This window comes from Pseudomonas sp. 2822-15 (assembly GCF_002742515.1).
GTDB classification, from domain to species: Bacteria; Pseudomonadota; Gammaproteobacteria; order Pseudomonadales; family Pseudomonadaceae; genus Aquipseudomonas; species Aquipseudomonas salomonii.
Window position 1 is genome coordinate 1 of record NZ_LJRY01000180.1, and the last position, 20,371, is coordinate 20,371.

At 61.8% G+C, this 20,371-nt stretch carries 19 protein-coding genes; 5 read left to right on the forward strand and 14 right to left on the reverse strand.

The window, feature by feature from the left end:
- Positions 1–666 precede the first annotated feature (666 nt).
- Both AOA59_RS10525 and soxC read right to left on the reverse strand, forming a co-directional pair.
- Complete coding sequence (locus AOA59_RS10525; RefSeq protein WP_099487201.1) at positions 667–1,251, reverse strand: c-type cytochrome; 585 nt, start codon at positions 1,249–1,251, stop codon at positions 667–669.
- Complete coding sequence (gene soxC / locus AOA59_RS10530) at positions 1,238–2,530, reverse strand: sulfite dehydrogenase (protein ID WP_099487203.1); 1,293 nt, start codon at positions 2,528–2,530, stop codon at positions 1,238–1,240. Before soxC ends, AOA59_RS10525 begins: the two co-directional genes overlap by 14 nt.
- A 198-nt stretch (positions 2,531–2,728) precedes the next feature.
- Here soxC and yegS point away from each other — a divergent pair, with 198 nt between their 5' ends.
- Complete coding sequence (yegS, locus tag AOA59_RS10535; RefSeq protein WP_065911540.1) at positions 2,729–3,649, forward strand: lipid kinase YegS; 921 nt, start codon at positions 2,729–2,731, stop codon at positions 3,647–3,649.
- On the opposite strand, the gene AOA59_RS10540 is transcribed toward yegS, so the two are convergent.
- From AOA59_RS10540 to AOA59_RS10550, 3 genes are all read right to left on the reverse strand, one after another.
- Positions 3,608–4,267 (reverse strand): response regulator transcription factor, encoded by a 660-nt coding sequence (locus AOA59_RS10540; RefSeq protein ID WP_069788098.1) that lies wholly within the window; start codon positions 4,265–4,267, stop codon positions 3,608–3,610. The two genes, yegS and AOA59_RS10540, sit on opposite strands and share 42 nt — an antisense overlap.
- A complete protein-coding gene (locus AOA59_RS10545; RefSeq protein ID WP_099487205.1) occupies positions 4,264–5,157 on the reverse strand; it encodes a sensor histidine kinase in 894 nt (297 codons plus the stop codon). Before AOA59_RS10545 ends, AOA59_RS10540 begins: the two co-directional genes overlap by 4 nt.
- A 378-nt stretch (positions 5,158–5,535) precedes the next feature.
- A complete protein-coding gene (locus AOA59_RS10550) occupies positions 5,536–5,985 on the reverse strand; it encodes a hypothetical protein (RefSeq protein WP_170875815.1) in 450 nt (149 codons plus the stop codon).
- A gap of 535 nt (positions 5,986–6,520) precedes the next feature.
- Here AOA59_RS10550 and AOA59_RS10555 point away from each other — a divergent pair.
- Both AOA59_RS10555 and AOA59_RS10560 read left to right on the forward strand, forming a co-directional pair.
- On the forward strand, positions 6,521–7,456 hold the full coding sequence (locus AOA59_RS10555; RefSeq protein ID WP_017134971.1) for a chemotaxis protein CheV: 936 nt from the start codon (positions 6,521–6,523) through the stop codon (positions 7,454–7,456).
- Between the two features lie 296 nt (positions 7,457–7,752).
- Positions 7,753–8,559: an MOSC domain-containing protein gene (locus AOA59_RS10560; protein ID WP_099487207.1), complete on the forward strand. Its 807-nt coding sequence runs from the start codon at positions 7,753–7,755 to the stop codon at positions 8,557–8,559.
- A 47-nt stretch (positions 8,560–8,606) separates the two neighbouring features.
- On the opposite strand, the gene AOA59_RS10565 is transcribed toward AOA59_RS10560, so the two are convergent.
- The 8 genes from AOA59_RS10565 to AOA59_RS10600 form a co-directional block, all read right to left on the reverse strand.
- Positions 8,607–8,891, reverse strand: a complete 285-nt coding sequence (locus AOA59_RS10565; RefSeq protein ID WP_027603886.1) for a pyrimidine/purine nucleoside phosphorylase — start codon at positions 8,889–8,891, stop codon at positions 8,607–8,609.
- 63 nt (positions 8,892–8,954) lie between these two features.
- Positions 8,955–9,497 (reverse strand): exonuclease domain-containing protein, encoded by a 543-nt coding sequence (locus AOA59_RS10570; RefSeq protein WP_017134973.1) that lies wholly within the window; start codon positions 9,495–9,497, stop codon positions 8,955–8,957.
- Positions 9,498–9,571: 74 nt separating this feature from the next.
- Positions 9,572–11,488, reverse strand: a complete 1,917-nt coding sequence (locus AOA59_RS10575; protein WP_099487209.1) for an acetyl/propionyl/methylcrotonyl-CoA carboxylase subunit alpha — start codon at positions 11,486–11,488, stop codon at positions 9,572–9,574.
- A gap of 131 nt (positions 11,489–11,619) precedes the next feature.
- Entirely contained in the window at positions 11,620–12,381 is a 762-nt protein-coding gene (locus tag AOA59_RS10580) for an enoyl-CoA hydratase/isomerase family protein (protein ID WP_099487211.1), read from the reverse strand.
- Positions 12,378–13,535 (reverse strand): citronellyl-CoA dehydrogenase, encoded by a 1,158-nt coding sequence (gene atuD, locus AOA59_RS10585; RefSeq protein WP_099487213.1) that lies wholly within the window; start codon positions 13,533–13,535, stop codon positions 12,378–12,380. Before atuD ends, AOA59_RS10580 begins: the two co-directional genes overlap by 4 nt.
- Positions 13,536–13,600: 65 nt before the next feature.
- Positions 13,601–15,214, reverse strand: a complete 1,614-nt coding sequence (atuC, locus tag AOA59_RS10590) for a geranyl-CoA carboxylase subunit beta (protein ID WP_099487214.1) — start codon at positions 15,212–15,214, stop codon at positions 13,601–13,603.
- Between the two features lie 3 nt (positions 15,215–15,217).
- Complete coding sequence (locus AOA59_RS10595; RefSeq protein ID WP_099487216.1) at positions 15,218–16,090, reverse strand: SDR family oxidoreductase; 873 nt, start codon at positions 16,088–16,090, stop codon at positions 15,218–15,220.
- Between the two features lie 12 nt (positions 16,091–16,102).
- Entirely contained in the window at positions 16,103–17,881 is a 1,779-nt protein-coding gene (locus tag AOA59_RS10600) for an acyclic terpene utilization AtuA family protein (RefSeq protein ID WP_099487218.1), read from the reverse strand.
- 153 nt (positions 17,882–18,034) lie between these two features.
- On the opposite strand from AOA59_RS10600, the gene AOA59_RS10605 reads away from it, so the two are divergent.
- Both AOA59_RS10605 and AOA59_RS10610 read left to right on the forward strand, forming a co-directional pair.
- Positions 18,035–18,658: a TetR/AcrR family transcriptional regulator gene (locus AOA59_RS10605; protein ID WP_056861083.1), complete on the forward strand. Its 624-nt coding sequence runs from the start codon at positions 18,035–18,037 to the stop codon at positions 18,656–18,658.
- Between the two features lie 93 nt (positions 18,659–18,751).
- Positions 18,752–19,540 carry an ABC transporter substrate-binding protein gene (locus tag AOA59_RS10610; protein WP_099487220.1) on the forward strand — a complete coding sequence of 263 codons (789 nt, stop codon included), beginning with the start codon at positions 18,752–18,754 and terminating at the stop codon, positions 19,538–19,540.
- 223 nt (positions 19,541–19,763) lie between these two features.
- On the opposite strand, the gene AOA59_RS10615 is transcribed toward AOA59_RS10610, so the two are convergent.
- A complete protein-coding gene (locus AOA59_RS10615) occupies positions 19,764–20,315 on the reverse strand; it encodes an RNA polymerase factor sigma-70 (protein WP_005789991.1) in 552 nt (183 codons plus the stop codon).
- Positions 20,316–20,371 lie beyond the last annotated feature (56 nt).

Below are 20,371 nucleotides of genomic sequence, written 5' to 3' on the forward strand. Positions count from 1 at the left end.
TCCTTGGCCCAGCGCGGCTAACCCGGCGTCCTGCCGGGTTACCCACGGATTCAAGCCTGCGTTCGGCCATCGTGGTTAACGGGGCGCCTCAGATCAAAATCAAGATCAAGATCTACAGCACGGCGGCCTGAAAGCCGACCTGAGTGGTTGAAGCAAAAGCCAGATCAAGTGCAAAGCAAAAGCCTATCTACCTGATGCAACGCGGTCTAAATGTGGGAGCGGGCTTGCTCGCGAATGCGGTGTGTCAGTCAATTCATCTGTCACTGATAAACCGCATTCGCGAGCAAGCCCGCTCCCACAATTGACCGCATGCAGCTTTGAAAATGAGATCGGCTGCGGATTTTCATGCACTGAAGATCTGCTTTTCTGTGGGAGCTGGCTTGCCTGCGATGCAGACACCTCGGTGTATCAGGCACACCGAGTTGATGCCATCGCAGGCAAGCCCGCTCCCACCTTTGACCGAGTATGGCTCTGCTGTTGCTGTTGCTGTCGGATTGCCGGCATGCCGAGGCATAGCGAGGCACCGAGTGGTGGGGCGAGGACCTTTTGCTTACTTTGCGTCCTTGCAAAAGTGAGCCGCCGTCAGGGCGGAACCCTAAGCCGCCGTTACCGCAGCAACGGATATGCACACCACTCAACCTGCACAGTACCAAGCCCAAAAGCACATCAACGTGTTTTCGGGTTACCGAGACAATCCTTATAGCAAGGCTCCACACGCACATCCGGCCTGTCGTCGACGTAGAATCCATCGCGATTGGGCATCTTCAGATGGGTGAGGGTGGCAGCATCCACCGTGGCGTTCGCTTCCACTATCTGGTTTTTGTTGAGGATATAACCCACCACGGCGTACACCTGATCATTGCTCAACGACTGTGGTTGCTGGAAGGGCATGGTGCGCCTGACATAGTCGAACAGGGTGGTTGCGTAGGGCCAATAACTGCCGACGGTTTTGATCGGTTTGGGCGTGGGCAGCGAGCCGGCACCGCCGACTAATGCCGGGCCTGTGCCGCCTTCGAGGTGGGCGCCGTGGCAGCCAAGGCAGGCGGTTTGATAGACCTTTTCGCCTTCCATGACCGTGCCTTGCCCGGCGGGCAGGTTCTTGCCGTCAGGGGCGACGTCGATGGTCCAGCGGGCGATGTAGTGCTCTGTCACCGGCTGCCCCAAGTCGGATTTCGGCGCCGTCGATGCGCACGAAACCACGCCGATGCCCAGTAACCCCAATGCGATGGCGGTAAGCTTATGCACGGCCATTGGTCACCTCCCCGTTGGCATTGATGCGCCAGGGCTGGATGGCGTTGTTGTGGTAAAACGAAAAGTCCCCGCGCACCGCTTTCAGTTGTTCCAGGCTGGGTTGCACGTAGCCGGTCTCGTCAATGGCGCGGCTCATGATGAGCATTGCTTTGCCCTGCCATTCGAAGGGCGCACGAAACACCGTCAGGCATTTGTTCAGCACCGGCGCCTGCAGCGTGGCCGCATACCAGTTGTTCCCACCGTCGACGGACACGTCCACGCGGGTGATTGTGCCGTTGCCGCTCCAGGCGATTCCGCGTAGCTCATGCGGGCCTTTACGGGTGAGTGTCTGGCTGCCGGACGGGGCAGTGATGATTGACTTGCATTCCATCACGAAGGAGAACTTCCTGGCCCGCCCATCCGGCATCAAGTCGGTGTATTTGGCCGTTTCCTCACGGCTGTACGCCGGGGCGTCGGTGACATGCAGGCGGCGCAGCCACTTGATGTGGGTATTGCCTTCGTAACCCGGCACGATAAGGCGCAGAGGGTAACCCTGTTCGGGGCGCAGCCTTTCGCCGTTCTGGCTGTAGGCCACCAATACGTCATCCAGGCATTTGTCGAGCGGCAGGCTGCGGTTCATGGCGGCGCCATCGGCACCCTCTGCCACAATCCATTTCGCCTCAGGCTTGAGGCCTGCCGCGTGCAGCAGGGCTTTTAACGGCACGCCGGTCCACTCGGCGCAGCTGACCAGGCCTGCGACTTCAGCGGCGGTTTTGCCCCAGGGCGGCAGGAATGAAGGGTTGCCCGAGCATTCGATGAAGTGGATACGCGAGACGGCGGGAAACTGGCGCAGCTCATCGAGTGTGAACAGCAGGGCAGTGTCGGTCAGCCCATGAATCACCAGAAAGTGCCTGGCCGGATCAATCGCTGGCACACCGGCGTGATGGCGTTCAAAAAACAGCCCGTTGGGCGTAATGATGCCGTCCAGTTCCTGCAGGGGCGACGTGCTGTAGGCCGACATGCGTTCGGTAAGCCCGGGGTAAAGAGTGCGTATCGCACGTGTCTCAAACCCGGACGGCTTGCCGTAGGGCACTCCGGTGGGGCCGCCCAGGGTTTTTGTCCAGGCCGGCACTTCCAGTTGGGCATCAGTTGAAGTGGGCGATTGTGCCGCGCGTGCCAGCGGCCCAAACGTAGCCCCGAGCGCGGCGCTGCCCACCAGCAGGCCGGTCTTGCCGAGGAAGTCCCGACGGGCCAAAGGGGCGGTGATTGCAGGTTTATCGTCTGTAGAGTCGTCCTTCATTCCGGCTCTCCTGAGCAAAAATTTTGGCGACTCACCAGCGGTTCACGCTGCACCCTGGGTTTTAATGTAGTCGGGTTTTAATCACAGGCGTAGAAATCGGTGCAACCGGCGGCAAATTAATTTTCAAGCGAATGACTTTTTTCTCCTCGGCAAAGGTCCACATCCTTCAGGAACCCTTGAACCCAGGAGAATGACCCCATGACCACCCCCAAAGCACTGTTGATCCTGCACGGCAAGCAAGCCCTCAATGAGGACGTGCGCGCTGCCGTGCAGGCCCGGCGCGAGCAGGGTTGGGAGCTGGCGGTACGGGTAACGTGGGAGGGCGGCGATGCCCAGCGCCTGGTCAATGAAGCCTTGGCCGATGGCTATACCCACTTGATCGCCGGTGGCGGCGACGGCACCTTGCGCGACGTGGCCGAGGCCATGGCCCTGGCCAAGACCGACGCCAGCCTGGTGTTGATGCCGCTGGGCACCGCCAATGACTTCGCCCGCGCCGCCGGTGTGCCGCTGGAGCCTCAAAGTGCGCTGGCGCTGCTGGATGTGCCGCCCAGGGCCATCGACCTCGGCCAGGCCGGTGGGCAGATGTTCCTCAATATGGCCACCGGCGGCTTTGGCAGCCAGGTCACCGCCAATACCTCCGAAGACCTGAAAAAAGTGCTGGGCGGCGCGGCCTATCTGTTCACCGGGCTGTCGCGTTTCAGCGAGTTGAAGGCGGCGTATGGCGAGCTGGAAGGGCCGGGCTTTCACTGGAAGGGCGATTTGCTTGCGCTGGGTATCGGCAACGGCCGCCAGGCGGGCGGTGGGCATGTGCTGTGCCCCGGCGCGCTGGCCGATGATGGCTTGCTTGATATCAGTATTTTGCCGGCGCCCCAGGAAGTGGTCGGCACGCTGATGACCCTGATGAGTGACGGCTGGGGCCTGGACAATATGTTTGTCCGTGCGCGTCTGCCCTGGGTCGAGATCAAGGTGGCCGAAGGGCTGTATATCAACCTTGATGGCGAGCCATTGAAAGGCGATGACCTGCGTTTTTCCGCGCTGCCCAAGGCCCTGCGCGTGCATTTGCCGCTGGGTTCGCCGTTAGTCGTCCAGGCTGATGATCTGCTCGCGAACGGCGAATAACACCAGGCCCGCCACGTCGAAGATCTGCAGGCGTTTCATGATCTGCGAGCGGTGCGCTTCCACCGTTTTGATGCTCAAGCCCAGGCCCTGGGCGATTTCCCGCGTGGACTTGCCGCGCACGATCAAACGCAGGATCTCCAGCTGGCGCGCCGTGAGGTTGTGGCTGTCGGCGGCGGGGGAGATCGGCCCCTGGCTGCGGATCAGCGCCTGGTTGATCACCGTGTGGGCAATCGCAGGGCTCAGGTAGCGCTCGTTGTTACGCAAGGCCAGCAGGGCGTGTTCCAGCTCGCTGGCGGTGGTGTCCTTGAGCAGGTAGCCATGGGCGCCGGCCTCCAGCGCGCGCATGATCAGCTCCGGGTCGGTGTGCATCGACAGGATCAGCACCTTGCTTTTGGGGTACGCCGCCTTGAGTTGCTGTAGCGCGTCGAGGCCGCCGGTGTATTTCATCGACAGGTCGAGCAGCACGATATCCGGCTGCAGGGCGCTGAATGTCTCCAGCAATTGCGCGCCATCGCTGGCCTCGCCGATCACGCTGTAGCCCGGGATGTCCTGGATCAGCGCGCGTACGCCGGCCCGGATCAGTGCGTGGTCATCCACCAGGAGTAAGTTGCAAGTCACTCGAGAACCTTAGGGGAATTGGCCCGTTCGAGGGCGCGGGGCGCCCAGGGGAAAAGCGCTTCGATGCGCGTGCCTTTGCCTGGCTGGCTGCTGACAGACAACGCACCGCCCAGTTGGTCGATGCGCTCGCTCATACCGGCCATGCCCCGTTGGCCTTCCAGGCTGGGGTTGAGCGCCGGTGAAAAGCCCAGGCCATCATCGCAGATCATCAGCGACAGGCCTTCGGGCAGGCGTTGCAGGCGTACCAGCAGATTCTGCGCCTGGGCATGGCGCAACATATTGGTCACCGCTTCCTGGGTGATGCGAAAGGCTGCCACGGCCATTTCTTCCGGGATGCCGGTCAGGCGCTGCTGGCATTCCAGGCTCCAGTGCACCGAGGTGTTTTCCAGGGTCTTGAGCAAGTGCGCGCGCAGGCTTGCCTCAAGGCCCAGGCTGGCCAACTGGCGGGGGTTGAGGATGGCGGACACGTCGCGCACTTTGGCCAGGGTTTCGTTCAAGGTATTGCATAACACCGTGCATTGGCTTTGCAGGTCGTCGGGCAGGCGGCGCTTGAGCCATTCGCTTTGCAGTTTGGCGGCGGTCAGCAGTTGGCCGATATCGTCATGCAATTCGCGGCTGAGGCGGTGGCGCTCGTTTTCCTGGACCTGCAGCAGACGGTCGGCCAGTTCCTGCGGCTGGAACTTGATCGACTTGCGCGAGCGCCACTGCTGCAGCCCTACCACCACCAGGGTGGCCAGGTTGAGCAGCAGTATCAGCAAGGGCAGCGGCGCGGCGCGGGTGTAGGCCCACAGGCTGACCAACAGCGAGCAAAGGCACAGGGCGAGGACCAGGCGGCGGGCATTGCTGCGGGACACGGACCTTGCGACGAGTGACTTTAGGCTGGCGTACATAGCGGATGGAGCCACTGAAGGTTCGCTGCGGGAAGACCGGTCATGGCGGCTGACAGGGCTCTGTGTGGAATGCGGTGCTGGAACGTTTTTTTTAACATGATGAAGTTGAGTCACTTCGAGCGGGGCATAGTACCACCACTATTACCGTTGGTCGCCTGGCGCCTTACCCGGTGCGGTTTAATCTGCGCCAAACGCCGAGGAACCTGACTCTGTAGTTAAAAGAGTCAGCCGTTTACCCAGGGTAATTATATTAATTGGGTTTGTTTGTATCGATAGTGCGGTGATGGCTAATTGATATATAGCCCGCGCATCATTGTCGGCCGCTTAATGTACGGTCGTTTTTAGATAACTCGACGATCAAATACGACCTGCCGGCACTCAGGACGCGTGATGTACGCGCTGTTGTGGTTTATGCGTGAAGTCTTTCTGTGGGATCTGCAAGGTGACGGTCGCGATCAGTGTGGTTTGTTCGCTGTCGTCCAGCGTCAGTTCGCCCGTACGGATGTCGATCAGTTCCAGTTGCCAGGCCAGTAACGTCAGGCAGTCATGCAGGGCATTCAGCGCCTGGTCATGCAGCTCCATGGGGCTGGCGGCGTTGGCGATCAGGCATTGGATATGTCGGGAAAACTCGCTGATTGCCTGCAGGGCCAGGCCTTCGGCCTTTTCCGCGAGCTTGGCCAGGCTGGTTTTTATGCAGTCGACGGCATCGCTGTCATTGCGAATCAGATGTAAATGGTGCAAGCACTCTTCTGACTTGGCCAACAGCTTTTCGGCTTCGAGCAGAAACTCGGGAAGTGCAGTTTGCCATTCGTTTGCGCTATTCATCATACAAGTCTCCGCAACATAAGGTCGGGTGATGAGATGCCGCACTGGGTGAATGGCGTAAAACTACCGCTGAAATGTGACTGAGATCTGTAGCCTGCTTCTGAAATTCCAGTAGGACCGTTACTTGAATGATCAGAGTATCCGTGGAAGGCCCTGGTCATTCGGGTCATTTGCACAACTTTGGTTGCCGCCACGTATAAGTCTGGAAGACCCGTGGGCCGAGGGCTTGGTATGGCAAACAAAAGCCTGACTCCATTCATGCAATGAGAATGGCGTCACATTAATGGCTATTAGATATCGCGAATATCAGGTCGGGCCTGATTGTGCATAGGGGAATCCCTTACGCAGCGGAACCCTGCGCCGATTTGAAGGTCGCGCAAGGTCGCTGTACTGCCGTCTGGAGAGCAGATTGCAGTAAACCATGATGTCAGTGTGACATCAATGAATCTACATGGCATTTTACCAGGGTCAAGGTCTGGCGCTTGCCGCCGATAACAAGCCTTAAGTGAGCTGCACAATCCCACATCAGGAGCTTTTAATGGCCGGCATTCTCGACACGGTAGATCAACGCACGCAATTGGTGGGTGAGAATCGCCTGGAGATCCTCATGTTTCGCCTGGCCGGGCGGCAACTGTTTGCGATTAACGTGTTCAAGGTTCAGGAAGTCCTGCAACTGCCCAAGTTGACCCTGATGCCCCAGCGTCACCCGTTTGTCTGCGGCGTGGTCAACCTGCGTGGCCAGACCCTGCCGGTGATCGATCTGTCCCAGGCCATCGGCATGCGCCCGCTGGTACCGGGGCCGAACAGCACGATTATCGTCACCGAGTACAACCGTTCGGTGCAGGCCTTCCTGGTGGGCGGTGTGGATCGCATCGTCAACATGAACTGGGAAGCCATCCTGCCGCCACCGGCCAGCGCCGGGCGCCAGCATTACCTCACGGCCATCAGCAAGGTCGACGACCAGTTGGTGGAAATCATCGACGTGGAAAAAGTCCTCGCCGAAATCGTGCCGTATAACGCCAAAGTCTCGCGTGAAAAACTTGAAGACCCGGTGCTGGAACGTGCCCGTGGCCGCGAAGTGCTGCTGGTGGACGACTCCAATGTGGCCCTCTCGCAACTGCGCGACACCCTGGGGCAACTCGGCGTGAAGATGCACATTGCCAGCGACGGCCTCAAGGCCCTGAACATGCTCAAGGCCTGGGCCGACAGCGGCCAGGTCATGACCGACAAGTTGCTGATGATCTTCACCGACGCCGAAATGCCCGAGATGGATGGCTACCGCCTGACCACCGAAATCCGCAACGACCCGCGCCTGCGTGGCCTTTACGTGGTGCTGCACACCTCGCTGTCGGGCAGCTTCAACGACTCGATGGTCAAGAAGGTCGGCTGCGACAACTTCCTGTCCAAATTCCAGCCCGACAAGCTGGTGGATGTGGTGCGCCAACGCTTGATGTTGGACGAAGTGCCCGCCTGAGCAGGGAGCCTGTTGTGGCAGGCAGGCTTGTTATGGCAAGCAGCCCTGTTGTGGCGAGCAGGCTTGTTGTGGCGAGCAGGCTTGCCCTGCGTTGGGCTGCGAAGCAGCCCCAATAAAGGCGCCGCGTACTTCCAGGCAAAACCAAAGCGCCTGGTTTCAGGGCCGCTTCGCGCCCCAACGCAGGGTAAGCCTGCTCGCCACAGTGAGCTTACCGGTCACAAGAGCTCCAGCGACCTTTGATTCTGGAAGTCCCGTCCTATAGGGTGGCGCTTCGTCCCCCTCAGGAATGCAGGCCCATGCTTCGTCTCAGCGCGCTGTACCGTTACCCCTTGAAGTCCGGCAAGGCCGAACCCTTGCAGCACGTCGGCCTGGATAAACTCGGGCTGGACGGGGATCGACGCTGGATGCTGGTGGACGAAGCCAGCGGCCGATTCCTCACCCAGCGGGCAGTCGCGAAGATGAGCCAGTTGTCGGCATTGTGGAACAGCGCCGGTGGCCTGACTCTGAATTCGCCTGGCTTTGCCGCGCTGGACGTGGCGCTGCCGGGCAGCGATGCCGAGTTGCGCGGCGTCACTATTTGGCGCGACACCCTGCGTGTGCCGGATGCCGGCGATGCGGCGGCGGCCTGGGTCAGTGACTTTATCGGCAAGCCCACGCGGCTGGTGCAGGTGCCGCTGGCACGCGCACGTACCACTGAAGCGGGTTATGGCAAGGACGACGATCAGGTCGGTTTTGCCGATGGTTTCCCGCTGCTGCTGATCGGCCAGGCCTCGTTGGACGACTTGTGCCAGCGCATCGGCCGCCCGATGGAGATGTTGCGTTTCCGTCCCAATCTAGTGATTGAAGGCAGCGCGGCCTTCGCCGAAGACGGTTGGAAACGCCTGCGTATCGGCGATGTGGAGTTTCGCGTGGTCAAGTCGTGCTCGCGCTGCATCCTCACCACCATCGACCCGGCCAGCGGCGAGCGCAACGACGACCGCGAACCGCTGGCGACTCTCAAGACCTACCGTGAGCAGGACGGTAACGTCCTGTTCGGCCAGAACCTGGTTAACGATGGCAGCGGTGAACTAGCCGTCGGAATGCCCGTGACGATCCTGGAATAAAAAATGCCCGTCTCCTGCGAGACGGGCATTTTTTTGCGCTGTAACCCTTAGCCGCGGTATTCGCACAGGTAAGCGGTGTCTACGGCGACCTTCAGCTGGAACTTGCTGTTGGCCGGCACATTGAACTGGCTGCCGGCGGCGAAGGTTTCCCAGTCATTGGCGTCTGGCAGCTTGACGGACAGGGCGCCGGACACCACGTGCATGATTTCACGCTGGGCGGTGCCGAATTCGTATTCACCCGGGGCCATCACGCCGATGGTCGCAGGGCCCTCTGCGGTGCCGAAAGCGATCGACTTGACGGTGCCGTCGAAGTACTCGTTGACTTTGAACATGGGTGAATCCTCGGAAAAGGGTCTGTAAAGGTCGGCCAGTATGCCCAAGGCCAGGGGAGCTGCCTAGACCGGCAAAATCAACGGCAGCAGGCGTGCGGTGTTGCGCGCGTCTTCCAGTGCCCGATGTTGCTGGCCATGGAACTGCATCCCCGCCAATTGCAGCGCGCCGTTGAGCCCCAGCGGTTTGTCCAGGCGCCGGGCCTTGGCAAAACGCTGCTTGAGGTTCACATGCGCGGTCTGGGCGAGCGCGCTGGTCAGGCCATGGCGTTGCCACTCAAGTTCAAGCTGCGCCCGGTCGTAGTCGCCCCAGCTGGCCCAGCCTTCCAGGCGCGCTTGATGCTGGCCCAGCCAACGCTCGAACAAGGGCCACACCTCGGTGATCGGCGCCGCCGCGTCGATGTTGGCCTGGGTAATATGCGTGAGTTGGCGACAGAACGGCGTCAGCAGGGGCCGGCGCAGCGGTCGCACAAAGCGCTGGAAGTGATCCAGCTCGCGGCCCTGGCGGTTCACCAGGCTGGCGCCGATCTCGATGACTTCCATCTCCGTCACGGGCCAGCCGCCTTCATCCGTTGTGGCTTCAAGGTCAATAATCAGCCAATGGGGCATCGTGCAGGTTCCCGTACTCGTCCTTTCCTGATGGGGATAGAGCGTAGCTGGGCCGTGTAGTTCCGCCTAGGGGGTTATTCGATCTCCAGCAAAACCTGGCGATTGCGCACTTGATCACCTGCGACGACCTGCACACCCTTGATCACACCGTCGATGCCGGCCGTCAGCGGATGCTCCATTTTCATGGCTTCGAGCACCAGCAGCAGTTGGCCTTTGCTGACGCGCTCACCGGCGCTTACGCGAATATCGACAATCGCGCCGTCCATCGGCGCCTTGACGACGCCGGTGCTGGCGTCGGCCTGGCGGCTGGCGACCTGTTGGGTGTGGTTGATGATCTTCACGCCCGGCAGCCAGAGTTGAGTGTCGTCCAGGTGATAGGGCAGGCGCCGGCGAACGCCGTTGATCACCAGCGTGGCCCAGCGGCCGTCGGTGGTCAGGTCGTGGGTCTCGATGCCGTTGGCGTGCAGGTGGTTGCCCTCCAGTACGCTGAGGTCGAGCTCCTGCATCACGTCATTCACCGCCAGGCGATAGCGCCAGGGCGCATTGTTGCGCCATCCCGACAAGCCTTGGCGGTGGGCGCTGGCACTGTGTTGGTAAAACAGCGCGGCGGCCAGGGCAAGCTGCTCATCTGTCGCGGCGTGACGCGGAATGTGATTGAAGTGCTCGGCGATAAACCCGGTGCTGAACTCGCCCGCGATAAAGTCCGCGTGCCTGAGCAGGTCCACCAGCAAAGCCTGGTTGGTGGTGATGCCCAGCAACACCGTGTCTTGCACTGCGCGCAGCAATTTGCGCCGGGCCTCTTCGCGGGTGGCGCCATGGGCGATGATTTTGCCCAGCATGGCGTCATAGAACGGGCTGATACGCTGGCCTTCCAGCACGCCGTGGTCGATGCGTACGCCGCCAGCCGGTTCCCAGCGCAGCACATCGCCGGTTTGCGGCAAAAAGCCCTGGGCCGGATCTTCGGCGTACAGGCGCACCTCCATGGCGTGCCCGGTCAGGGTCACGTCGGCCTGTTGCAACGGCAGCGCTTCGCCGGCGGCGATGTTCAGTTGCAACTCAACCAGGTCCAACCCCGTGATCAGTTCGGTGACCGGGTGCTCCACTTGCAGGCGGGTGTTCATTTCCAGGAAGTAGAAGTGGCCGTTGCGGTCGAGCAGGAACTCCACCGTGCCTGCACCGACGTAATTGACCGCACGCCCGGCCTTCAGCGCCGCTTCGCCCATGGCTTGGCGCAGCGCGGGCGTCATCACCGGGCAGGGCGCTTCTTCGATGACTTTCTGGTGGCGGCGCTGGATCGAACAGTCGCGTTCGCCCAGGTAGATGAGGTGGCCGTGGCTGTCGCCGAACAGTTGGATTTCAACGTGGCGCGGGTCGATCAGGGCTTGTTCGAGGATCAGTTCGTCGCTGCCAAACGCGTTGAGGGCTTCGGAGCGTGCGGTGCGCAGTTGGTCGAGCAGCTGGCTGCTGCCGTGGACCAGGCGCATGCCACGCCCGCCACCGCCGGCACTGGCTTTGATCATTAACGGGTAGCCGATGCGCTCAGCCTCTTGCTGCAAGGTCGCGTCATCCTGGGCAGTGCCTTGATAACCGGCGATGCACGGCACACCCGCGTCGAGCATGGCGAGTTTGGACTGGCGTTTGCTGCCCATCAACTCGATGGCGGCCGCGCTGGGGCCGATGAAGGTGAGGCCGGCATCCAGGCAGGCTTGGGCGAATCCAGCGTTTTCGGAGAGGAAACCGTAACCTGGGTGGATGGCGTCGGCGCCTGTGCGTCTGGCGGCGTCGAGGATGGCCGCAGTGTTGAGGTACGACTGCTGCACTGGCGCGGGGCCGATGTGGACGGCTTCGTCGGCCATTTGCACGTGCAGGGCCTGGGCGTCGGCGTCGCTGTAGATGGCGACGGTTCTGTAACCCAGGGCCTGGGCGGTGCGCTGGATGCGGCAGGCGATTTCGCCGCGGTTGGCGATCAGGATTTTGGTGAATGCAGGCATGGGTTTATCCCTTGGCACATTGGGTGAATGTTCGGGCCTCATCGCAGCGGTGCGGCGACCCGACAAGCCAGCTCCCACATTTGAAGGGGTTCGCACATCAAAATGTGGGAGCTGGCTTGCCTGCGATAGCGTCATTTGCACCACCCAGGCTTACGCTTCTGCACAAACGCCTGCGTCCCCTCAATCCCTTCCTCACTCGTCACCGCCTCAGCAAACCATTCTGCGGCCTGATCCAACAGTGGACCGACCGGCTGTTCCACACTGGCGAGCAACAGCGCTTTAGTCCGCGCATTCGCCTCCGGCGCACAGCGCAACACCTGCCCCAGCACTTCATCCAGCCGCTCTGCCAAGGCTTGTGCATCGCCCTCGACGTAATGCACCACGCCCAATCGCTGCGCCTCAACCCCATCAAACCGCGCCGCCGTCAGCGCCAGCCGCCGCGACTGGGTCAAGCCAATGCGCTTGACCACAAACGGCGCAATCTGCGCCGGCAACAAGCCCAGGCTGGTCTCCGGCAGGCCGAACTGGGCCTGGTGGTCGGCAATCGCGATATCACTCACGCACGCCAGCCCAAAGCCCCCGCCCAGCACGGCGCCTTGCAGCACCACGATCACTACTTGCGGCACGGCTTCGACGGCTTGCAACAGGGTACCGAAGGCGCGGTTCAGCGCCTGCAACTGCCCGCCCGCCATGACCATGTCTTTCACATCCGCCCCGGCACAGAAGTGCCCGCCGGCGCCGCTGATCACCACGGCGCGCACCTGGTTGTCCAATTGTGCCAAGACCGCCTGCAGTTCGTTGACCATCTCCAGGCTCATCGCATTACGGCTGGCGGGGCGGTTAAGGGTGATGTGCAGCACGCCGTTGTGTGGTTCGAGCAGCAGGGTGTTCATGATTTTTTCTCGGGCAGGGTGCCCATCAATTTGCAGATGATGCCCAGCATGATTTCGTCGGCGCCGCCGCCAATCGACACCAGCCGCACGTCACGGTAGGCGCGGGCCACCGGGTTGTCCCACATAAAGCCCATGCCGCCCCAGTATTGCAGGCAGCTGTCGCTGACTTCACGGCCCAGGCGCCCGGCCTTGAGTTTGGCCATGGAGGCCAGGCGGGTCACATCCTGGCCTTTGATGTATTGCTCGGTGGCCTGGTAGACCAGCGCGCGCAGGCATTCGATTTCGGTGGACAACTCGGCCAGGCGAAAGTGGATGACCTGGTTGTCGATCAGCGCCTTGCCGAAGGTCTGGCGCTCTTTGCAGTATTCGATGGTGCTGTCGATGCAGTGCTCCAGGCCCTTGATCATATTGGCCGCGCCGAACAGGCGTTCTTCCTGGAACTGCAGCATTTGCATCATGAACCCCGCGCCTTCGTGGCCGATGCGGTTGCGTTGCGGCACGCGCACACCGTCGAAAAACACCTGGGCGGTCTCGGAGCTGTGCATGCCGAGCTTTTCCAGCGGCGGGCTGACGCTGATGCCTGGCGTGGTCATCGGCACCATGATCAGTGATTTGTTGATATGCGGCTTGTCGTCGGAGGTGTTGGCCAGCAGGCAAATAAAGTCGGCGCTGGGCGAGTTGGTGATCCACATTTTGCTGCCGTTGATCACGTAGTCGTCGCCGTCCTTGCGCGCGTGGGTTTTAAGCCCCGCCACGTCGGAGCCGGCGCCGGTTTCCGAGACGCCGATGCAGCCCACCTGCTCGCCGCTGATGGCCGGGCGCAGGAACTCATCGCGCAGCTCATCGGAGCCGAAGCGGGCGAGGGCGGGCGTGCACATGTCGGTCTGCACGCCGATGGACATGGGGATGCCGCCGCAGTGAATGGTGCCGAACTCTTCGGCGGCCACGATTGAGTAGCTGTAGTCCAGGCCCATGCCGCCAAATTGTTCCGGCTTGGAAATGCCCAGCAGGCCGAGGTCGCCGGCCTTGCGGAAGATCTCGTGAATGGGGAAGCGCCCGGCTTTTTCCCACTCGTTCACATGCGGGTTGATCTCGCGGTCGACGAAGGCGCGCACGGTGCGGCGCAGTTCCTGGTGTTCCTGGGTGAAGATCATGGTTGTTCTCCTTGTTGGGACGCGGAGCGTCCTTGGCTGCGTTACCACGCGTAGCGTGGGAACGATCAGCGCGCTACACCAAAGCTGTTCGGCTGCAACTGCCGCACTTCGGCCTCGTGGCAGATGTCCAGCAAGAACCCCAATAGCGTGCGGGTATCGCGTGGATCAATCAGCCCGTCGTCCCACAGGTTGGCGCTGCCATAGAGGGCGGTGGACTGGCTGTCGAGCTTCTGCGCGGTGACCTGTTCGAGCATGTCCAGCATCTTGGGGTCGGGCACCAAACCGTCTTTCAATTGCTTGGCCTGCGTCACGATGCGCAGCACCTTGCCCGCCTGCGCGCCGCCCATCACCGCCGTGCGGCTGTTGGGCCAGGCGAAGATAAACCGTGGGTCCAGGCCACGGCCGCACATCGCATAGTTGCCTGCACCATAAGAGCCGCCGACCACTACCGTGAGTTTAGGCACCCGCGCATTGGCCACCGCCTGGATCATCTTCGCGCCGTGCTTGATCACGCCTTGTTGCTCCGACTCGGTGCCGACCATAAAGCCGGTGGTGTTGTGCAGGAACAGCAGCGGCGTGCGGCTCTGGTCGCACAGTTGGATAAATTGCGCCGCCTTGCTCGCGCCCTTGGGCGTAATGGGGCCGTTGTTGCCGATCACACCGACGGCGCGGCCCTGGATATGCAAGTGGCCGCAGACGGTTTGGGCGTCGAATTCGTCTTTGAATGCCAGAAAGTGTGAGCCGTCGGCCAGGCGCGCGAGGATTTCGCGCACGTCGTAGGGTTTTTTCGGGTCGTCGGGGATCAGTCCCAGCAACTCATCAATCGGATACAGCGGCTCCTTGTAAGCCCGTTGTGGAACAGGCGGCAGGCGATCATCCCAAGGCAGCAGGCTGACGATTTCGCGCACGATGCGCACGCCGTCGGCATCGTTTTCCGCCAGGTATTCGGCCGTACCGGCGGTTTGCGCGTGCATCTCGGCGCCGCCCAATTCTTCGTCGGTCGCGACTTCGCCGGTGGCGGCCTTGAGCAGCGGCGGCCCGGCCAGAAACAGCTTGGCCTTGCCGCGCACCACCACCACGTAATCCGACAGCCCCGGTTGATACGCGCCGCCAGCGGTAGCCGAGCCGTGTACCACGGTGATCTGCGGCAAGCCCATGGCCGACATGCGCGCCTGGTTGGCGAAGCTGCGCGCGCCTTCGACGAAAATCTCCGCCGCGTAATTGAGGTTGGCACCGCCGCTTTCGGCCAGGGTCACCACCGGCAGTTTGTTTTCCATGGCGATCTGTTGCAGGCGCAGGGATTTTTTCAGGCCGGACGGCGAAATGGTGCCGCCCTTGATCGCGCTGTTGTTGGCTACCACCAGCATGCGCACGCCGCTGACGTAGCCGATGCCGGCGATCAGACCGCCACCGGCGGCGCTGCCGTCTTTGTCGTCGTGGAGTTTGTAGCCGGCCAGGCTGGCCAACTCCAGAAACGGCGCGCCGGGGTCCAGCAGCAGGTTGAGGCGCTCGCGGGGCAACAGTTGGCCGCGTTTGTCGAACTTGGGCTTGGCTTCCTGGGCTTTGGCGAGCAGGTTGTGCTCCAGCTGGCGTAACTGCTGGATGCTTGCGAGCATGGCTTCGCGGTTTTGCGCGAACTGTGGGCTGTGGGCGTCGATCAGGCTTTCAATCACCGGCATGGTTTAGTGCTCCGTCTTCAGCACATCGGGCAAATACGCACGGTGGAAACCATTGAACGCCTCGCTCGGCGGCTGCGCTTTGTGCAGCGGCCAGGCGCGGTTGCCCAGGCTGGCGGCGCCGTCGATGCGCAAGGTGCTGCCGCTGATAAACGCGGCGGCGGGGCTGAGCAAAAACACGATGGCCGCGCTGACTTCCGATTCGGTGCCGATGCGTTTGAGCGGCACGTGTTCGCGCAAGGTGGGGATCACCGCCTTGAACGCGCCTTCGTAGGTGTCCATGCCGCTGGAGGCGATCCAGCCCGGCGCAACGGCGTTGACGCGCACCCCGGCGTAACCCCATTCGAAGGCGGCGGTCTTGGTGAAGTTGTCCATCCCTGAACGTGCTGCGCCCGAGTGGCCCATGCCGGGCATGCCGCCCCACATGTCGGCGAGCATGTTGACGATGGCGCCGCCGTGCTTGCTCATCGACTGGTTGAACACTTCCCGCGCCATCAGGAAACCGCCGACCAGGTTGGTGCGCAGCACGGTTTCAAAGCCTTTTTGATTGATCGACGCCAGTGGCGACGGGTATTGGCCGCCGGCGTTGTTGACCAATCCATGGATCGGCCCGTGCTCGCGGAGGATCTGCGTGACCAGCGCTTTCACCGCTTCTTCATCGCGAATATCGCAGGCTTGCCAGTGCGCGGTGCCGCCGTCTTCGGCGATTTCGGCCGCGACGTTTTGCAGCTTTTGCGGCTTGCGCCCCACCAGTATCACGCTGGCGCCAAGGGCCGCCAGTTCATGGGCGGTGCAGCGGCCAATGCCGCTGCCGCCGCCGGTGACTATCACGGTTTGCCCCTGGAACAGGTCGGCTTTGAAGATCGAGTCGAAGGCCACGGCGACGGTCCTTTAGGAGAGTTGATCGGCTAGGTATTGCGGCACGGCGATGGGAATTTCCAGCAACTGCTGGGCGAAAGCCTTGCCTTGCGGGTCGATGCGCAGGCTGGCGATGCCGCCGCCGCCCAAGGCGTTTTCCAGCAGAAAATTCAAGCTGTGGCTGCCGGGCAAGTACCAGCGCTCGACACGGCCGTGAAGTGGGTCGAGCACATGGCTCATCCAGTCGACGATCACCTCCGGCGTGAGTGCTTCGGCAATCCAGGGCAGGTAGTCGGGGTGGCGAGCGATCACGCCGATATTGCTGTGGTTGCCCTTGTCGCCGGAGCGCGCCACGGCCAGTTTCACCAGGGGCACACTGGCATCGGCGCGGCCTTGCGGCTTGGGCGGATCAATCGGCGCGGCGGGTGTGCGCATGGGCGCTGATAAAGGCAACGCAACGGTGTGACGCTCGCCTTGGAAGTCGACCAGCGGCGCACAGGATGACTTGTCGATCAGGAATGAAAACAGCCGAATCAGCGGGTACACCGTCGGCCGCCCGCCGACAATGCCGGTCAAGCCGGGCGCCATGCCGGTCGCTGCCTGAGCGATCTCGCGGGCGAACAGCACCAAGGCCTGCTTGCTCGGGTGGCGTACCGCCAATTTCACCACGACCTCGCGGCAATCCTGGCGCTGGGCGTGGGCGCCGTAGGTGGCTTCGCTGCCAAGCAATTCGATATTGACCTCGGTGTAAGGCGCCCACCCGCGTTGGCTGAACAGTTCCGAGGTTTTGTTGATGATTGCCTGGCTGACCCGTTCCGCCTTGGCCACCGCGTCGATACCGGCGATCAGGCAACTGGCGGTGCAGCGGAAACCGTCGGGGTAAGTGGCGCTGACCTTGTACTGGTCGGTGGGCGGCAAACCCTTGGCGCCGTGCAGGCGCACGCAGTTTGGGCCTTGCTGCTGCAGGTTGACCTGGCTGAAATCGCAGATCACATCGGGCAGTAAATACGCGCGCGGGTCGCCGATTTCATACAGCAACTGTTCGGCCACGCTGAGTTCGCTGATCAGCCCGCCGGTGCCGGCGACTTTATTCACGCTGAATTGGCCGTCGGCGCTGACCTCGACGATGGGAAAACCGATGTGCTCGTAGTCCGGTACATCACGCCAATCGGTGAAGTTACCGCCGCAGCACTGCGCGCCACATTCGATGATATGCCCGGCGAGCGCGGCTTGAGCGAGGCGGTCGTAGTCCTGCCACGACCAGTTGAATTCATGCACCAACGCGGCGCTGACCACGGCGCTGTCGACCACGCGCCCGGTAATCACAATATCGGCGCCCAGCGCCAGTGCCTGGGCAATGCCGGGTACGCCGAGGTAGGCATTGGCCGAGACGCACACTGGCGGCAGGGGCGCGCCGTTGAACATATCGGTGATGTTGTGCAGTTGCTTGAGTTGAGGTTGCAGGTCATCGCCCAGCAGCACCGCGATTTTCAGCGGCACATGGGCCTTGTCGCAGGCCGCTTGCAGGGCGGCGGCGCAGGCGTGGGGGTGGATGCCGCCGGCGTTGCTGATCACGCGGATGCCCTGGCGCTGGATATCGCCGAGCAACGGCGTGAGCACCTCGACAAAGTCCGTGGCGTAACCGGCCTGGGGATCTTTCATCCGCGCACCGGCAAGAATCGACATCGTGACTTCCGCCAGGTAGTCGAACACCAGGTAATCCAGGGCGCCGCCGTGCACCAGTTGGGCGGCAGCCGTGCAGGTGTCGCCCCAGAAGGCGCTGGCGCAGCCGATACGAACCGTCTTGCTCATGAGAAATCCCTCCTCCGATGGCTGGCATCGAGACTACCAAGCAAGCGCTTGGTTTGTAAACCGTTGACATAAGTTTTGCCCAAGCGCTTGCTTGGCTGACGGCCACGGCCTAAATTGCCGCCCAAGACGTCAGTAGAGATGAAGGAGAGCAGCATGGATGAGCACAAAGCCCTGCGGGTGATGCGCACCATGGTCGACGGCGGCCAGTTGACCGACCCCGACAGTGCCCGGGGCAAGTTGCTGCAAACCGCGGCTCACCTGTTTCGCAACAAGGGTTTCGAGCGCACCACCGTGCGTGACCTGGCCAGTGCCGTGGGCATTCAGTCCGGCAGTATCTTTCATCACTTCAAGAGCAAGGACGAGATCCTGCGTGCCGTGATGGAGGAAACCATCCACTACAACACCGCGATGATGCGCGCTTCACTTGAAGAGGCCAGCAACGTGCGCGAACGCGTGCTGGCGCTGATCCGCTGCGAGTTGCAGTCGATCATGGGCGGCAGTGGCGAGGCGATGGCGGTGCTGGTTTACGAATGGCGTTCACTGTCGGCCGAGGGCCAGGCCCAGGTGCTGGCGCTGCGCGATGTGTATGAGGACATCTGGCTGCAAGTGCTGGGCGAGGCCAAGGCGGCGGGTTACATCCGCGGGGATGTGTTTATCACTCGGCGCTTCCTGACCGGCGCCTTGTCCTGGACCACCACCTGGTTTCGCGCCGAAGGCAGCCTGACCCTCGAGCAGTTGGCCGAGGAGGCGCTGTTGATGGTGCTTAAAGCCGATTGAGGCGCAAGCTATTAATTTGCCGACGGAAAGTTGTCTCACCTGACAAAAACGCCTAGCTTATTGCCATCAGAGTGTTAAACGGTGTGTGCCTCAATGTTTTCGCCATGGCGGCTGGCTGCAGGACTGACTATATGGGCACTGGGCACCGCGTGGTGGCTGCCGGTGTCGGCCGCGCAATGGGTCAGGATCGGCGCCGCACACTTCCCGCCCTACACCGTTCGGCCCGAGCAGGGCGCCGACACCGGTTTATTGCCGCAATTGATAGAAGCCCTGAACGCTGCGCAAACCGACTACCGGTTTGTGCTGGTGCCTACCTCGATTCCACGGCGCTTTCGTGATTTCGAGCAAGGCCGGGTCGACATGGCCATCTTCGAAAACCCCGACTGGGGTTGGCAGGGTATTCCCCACACCAGTGTCGACATGGGCCTGGAAGATGCAGAAATTTTCGTCGCCCAACGTAAACCCGGCCGCGACCAAGGCTATTTCACCGACCTTGCCGGTAAGCGCCTGGCGGTGTTCAGCGGTTATCACTACGCCTTTGCCGGTTTCAACTCCGACCCCAGGAACATGGCCGAACACTTCAACGCCACGTTGACCTACTCCCATGACAGCAACCTGCTGATGGTGGCGCGCGGGCGTGCCGATATTGCGCTGGTCACGCGTTCGTACCTGAGCGATTTCATGGTGCGTAACGCGGACATGGCCGGGCAGTTCCTGGTCTCGGAGCGGATTGACCAGGTGTATCACCACTACGCGCTGGTACGCCCCAACGCGCCGATCACGGGGCCTGCGTTCGCTGAGCTGCTCAAACACCTGCGTGACAGCGGGGAGCTGTTGAAGATCTTCGAGCCGTATCGCATTGATGTGATGCCGGTGCCCTGATTATCTGGGTTGAGCAGGCCTGTTGTGGCCACCTGGCTTGTTGGGGCAAGCAGGCTTGCTGTGGCGAGCAGGCTTGTTGTGGCGAGCAGGCTTGCCCTGCGTTGGGCTGCGAAGCGGCCCCAGTAAGGCCACCGCGCTCTTCCAATTAGGACCGAGTGTCCGGTTTTAGGGCCGCTTCGCGCCCAACACAGGGCAAGCCTGCTCGCCACATATCCCTACAGCTTCACACCCTGCGCGCAAACGTATCGCTATGGCTGCCCGACACCTTGCGGCAATGCACCAGTGCATCACGAATCATGAAGTTCACCAGGGTCGGCGATACGCCCAACTCCTTGGCGATGTCCTTTTGCGGCACGCCGTGCAGGCGGTACATCTCGAACGCGTAGCGGGTTCGCTGGGGCAACTCCGTCAGGGCGTCGGCGATGTTTTCCAGGGTGTTGAAGTTGATATGCGAGGTTTCCGGTGAAGCGCCGTGAATAACCACATTCAAGCCTTCCTCTTCCGTCCCCGAATACTTGAGCTCCAGGGCCTGCTTGCGGTAGTGATCGATCGCCAGGTTGCGCACGATCTGGAACAGGTAACTCAATTGCGCCTTGAACGACGAGGTGATGGTCGGCGCTGATTGCAGCCGAAAGTAGGCGTCCTGCACGACGTCTTCGGCACGCGAGCGGCAGCCGGTAATCCGGGCGGCGATCTTCACCAAAATAAGACGATTGTCGACGAATGCCTGCAAAAGGGGTGAGTCGCACCTGCCTGTGGATACTTGTTCCGTCATGGAAATCACCTTGTTGCGAAAGAGTTGGGGGAGGGCGTCCTGGCTGAGGCCTCCTA

Bases quoted from the DNA above. Each gene is read 5' to 3' on its own strand.
- AOA59_RS10605 (WP_056861083.1), top strand. From the start codon at position 18,035: ATGGATGAGCACAAAGCCCTGCGGGTGATGCGCACCATGGTCGACGGC.
- AOA59_RS10600 (WP_099487218.1), bottom strand. From the start codon at position 17,881: ATGAGCAAGACGGTTCGTATCGGCTGCGCCAGCGCCTTCTGGGGCGAC.
- atuD (WP_099487213.1), bottom strand. From the start codon at position 13,535: ATGATCTTCACCCAGGAACACCAGGAACTGCGCCGCACCGTGCGCGCC.
- AOA59_RS10560 (WP_099487207.1), top strand. From the start codon at position 7,753: ATGCTTCGTCTCAGCGCGCTGTACCGTTACCCCTTGAAGTCCGGCAAG.
- AOA59_RS10570 (WP_017134973.1), bottom strand. From the start codon at position 9,497: ATGCCCCATTGGCTGATTATTGACCTTGAAGCCACAACGGATGAAGGC.
- soxC (WP_099487203.1), bottom strand. From the start codon at position 2,530: ATGAAGGACGACTCTACAGACGATAAACCTGCAATCACCGCCCCTTTG.
- AOA59_RS10610 (WP_099487220.1), top strand. From the start codon at position 18,752: ATGTTTTCGCCATGGCGGCTGGCTGCAGGACTGACTATATGGGCACTG.
- AOA59_RS10545 (WP_099487205.1), bottom strand. From the start codon at position 5,157: ATGTACGCCAGCCTAAAGTCACTCGTCGCAAGGTCCGTGTCCCGCAGC.
- AOA59_RS10615 (WP_005789991.1), bottom strand. From the start codon at position 20,315: ATGACGGAACAAGTATCCACAGGCAGGTGCGACTCACCCCTTTTGCAG.
- atuC (WP_099487214.1), bottom strand. From the start codon at position 15,214: ATGCCGGTGATTGAAAGCCTGATCGACGCCCACAGCCCACAGTTCGCG.
- AOA59_RS10565 (WP_027603886.1), bottom strand. From the start codon at position 8,891: ATGTTCAAAGTCAACGAGTACTTCGACGGCACCGTCAAGTCGATCGCT.
- AOA59_RS10525 (WP_099487201.1), bottom strand. From the start codon at position 1,251: ATGGCCGTGCATAAGCTTACCGCCATCGCATTGGGGTTACTGGGCATC.
- yegS (WP_065911540.1), top strand. From the start codon at position 2,729: ATGACCACCCCCAAAGCACTGTTGATCCTGCACGGCAAGCAAGCCCTC.
- AOA59_RS10580 (WP_099487211.1), bottom strand. From the start codon at position 12,381: ATGAACACCCTGCTGCTCGAACCACACAACGGCGTGCTGCACATCACC.
- AOA59_RS10550 (WP_170875815.1), bottom strand. From the start codon at position 5,985: ATGATGAATAGCGCAAACGAATGGCAAACTGCACTTCCCGAGTTTCTG.
- AOA59_RS10555 (WP_017134971.1), top strand. From the start codon at position 6,521: ATGGCCGGCATTCTCGACACGGTAGATCAACGCACGCAATTGGTGGGT.
- AOA59_RS10575 (WP_099487209.1), bottom strand. From the start codon at position 11,488: ATGCCTGCATTCACCAAAATCCTGATCGCCAACCGCGGCGAAATCGCC.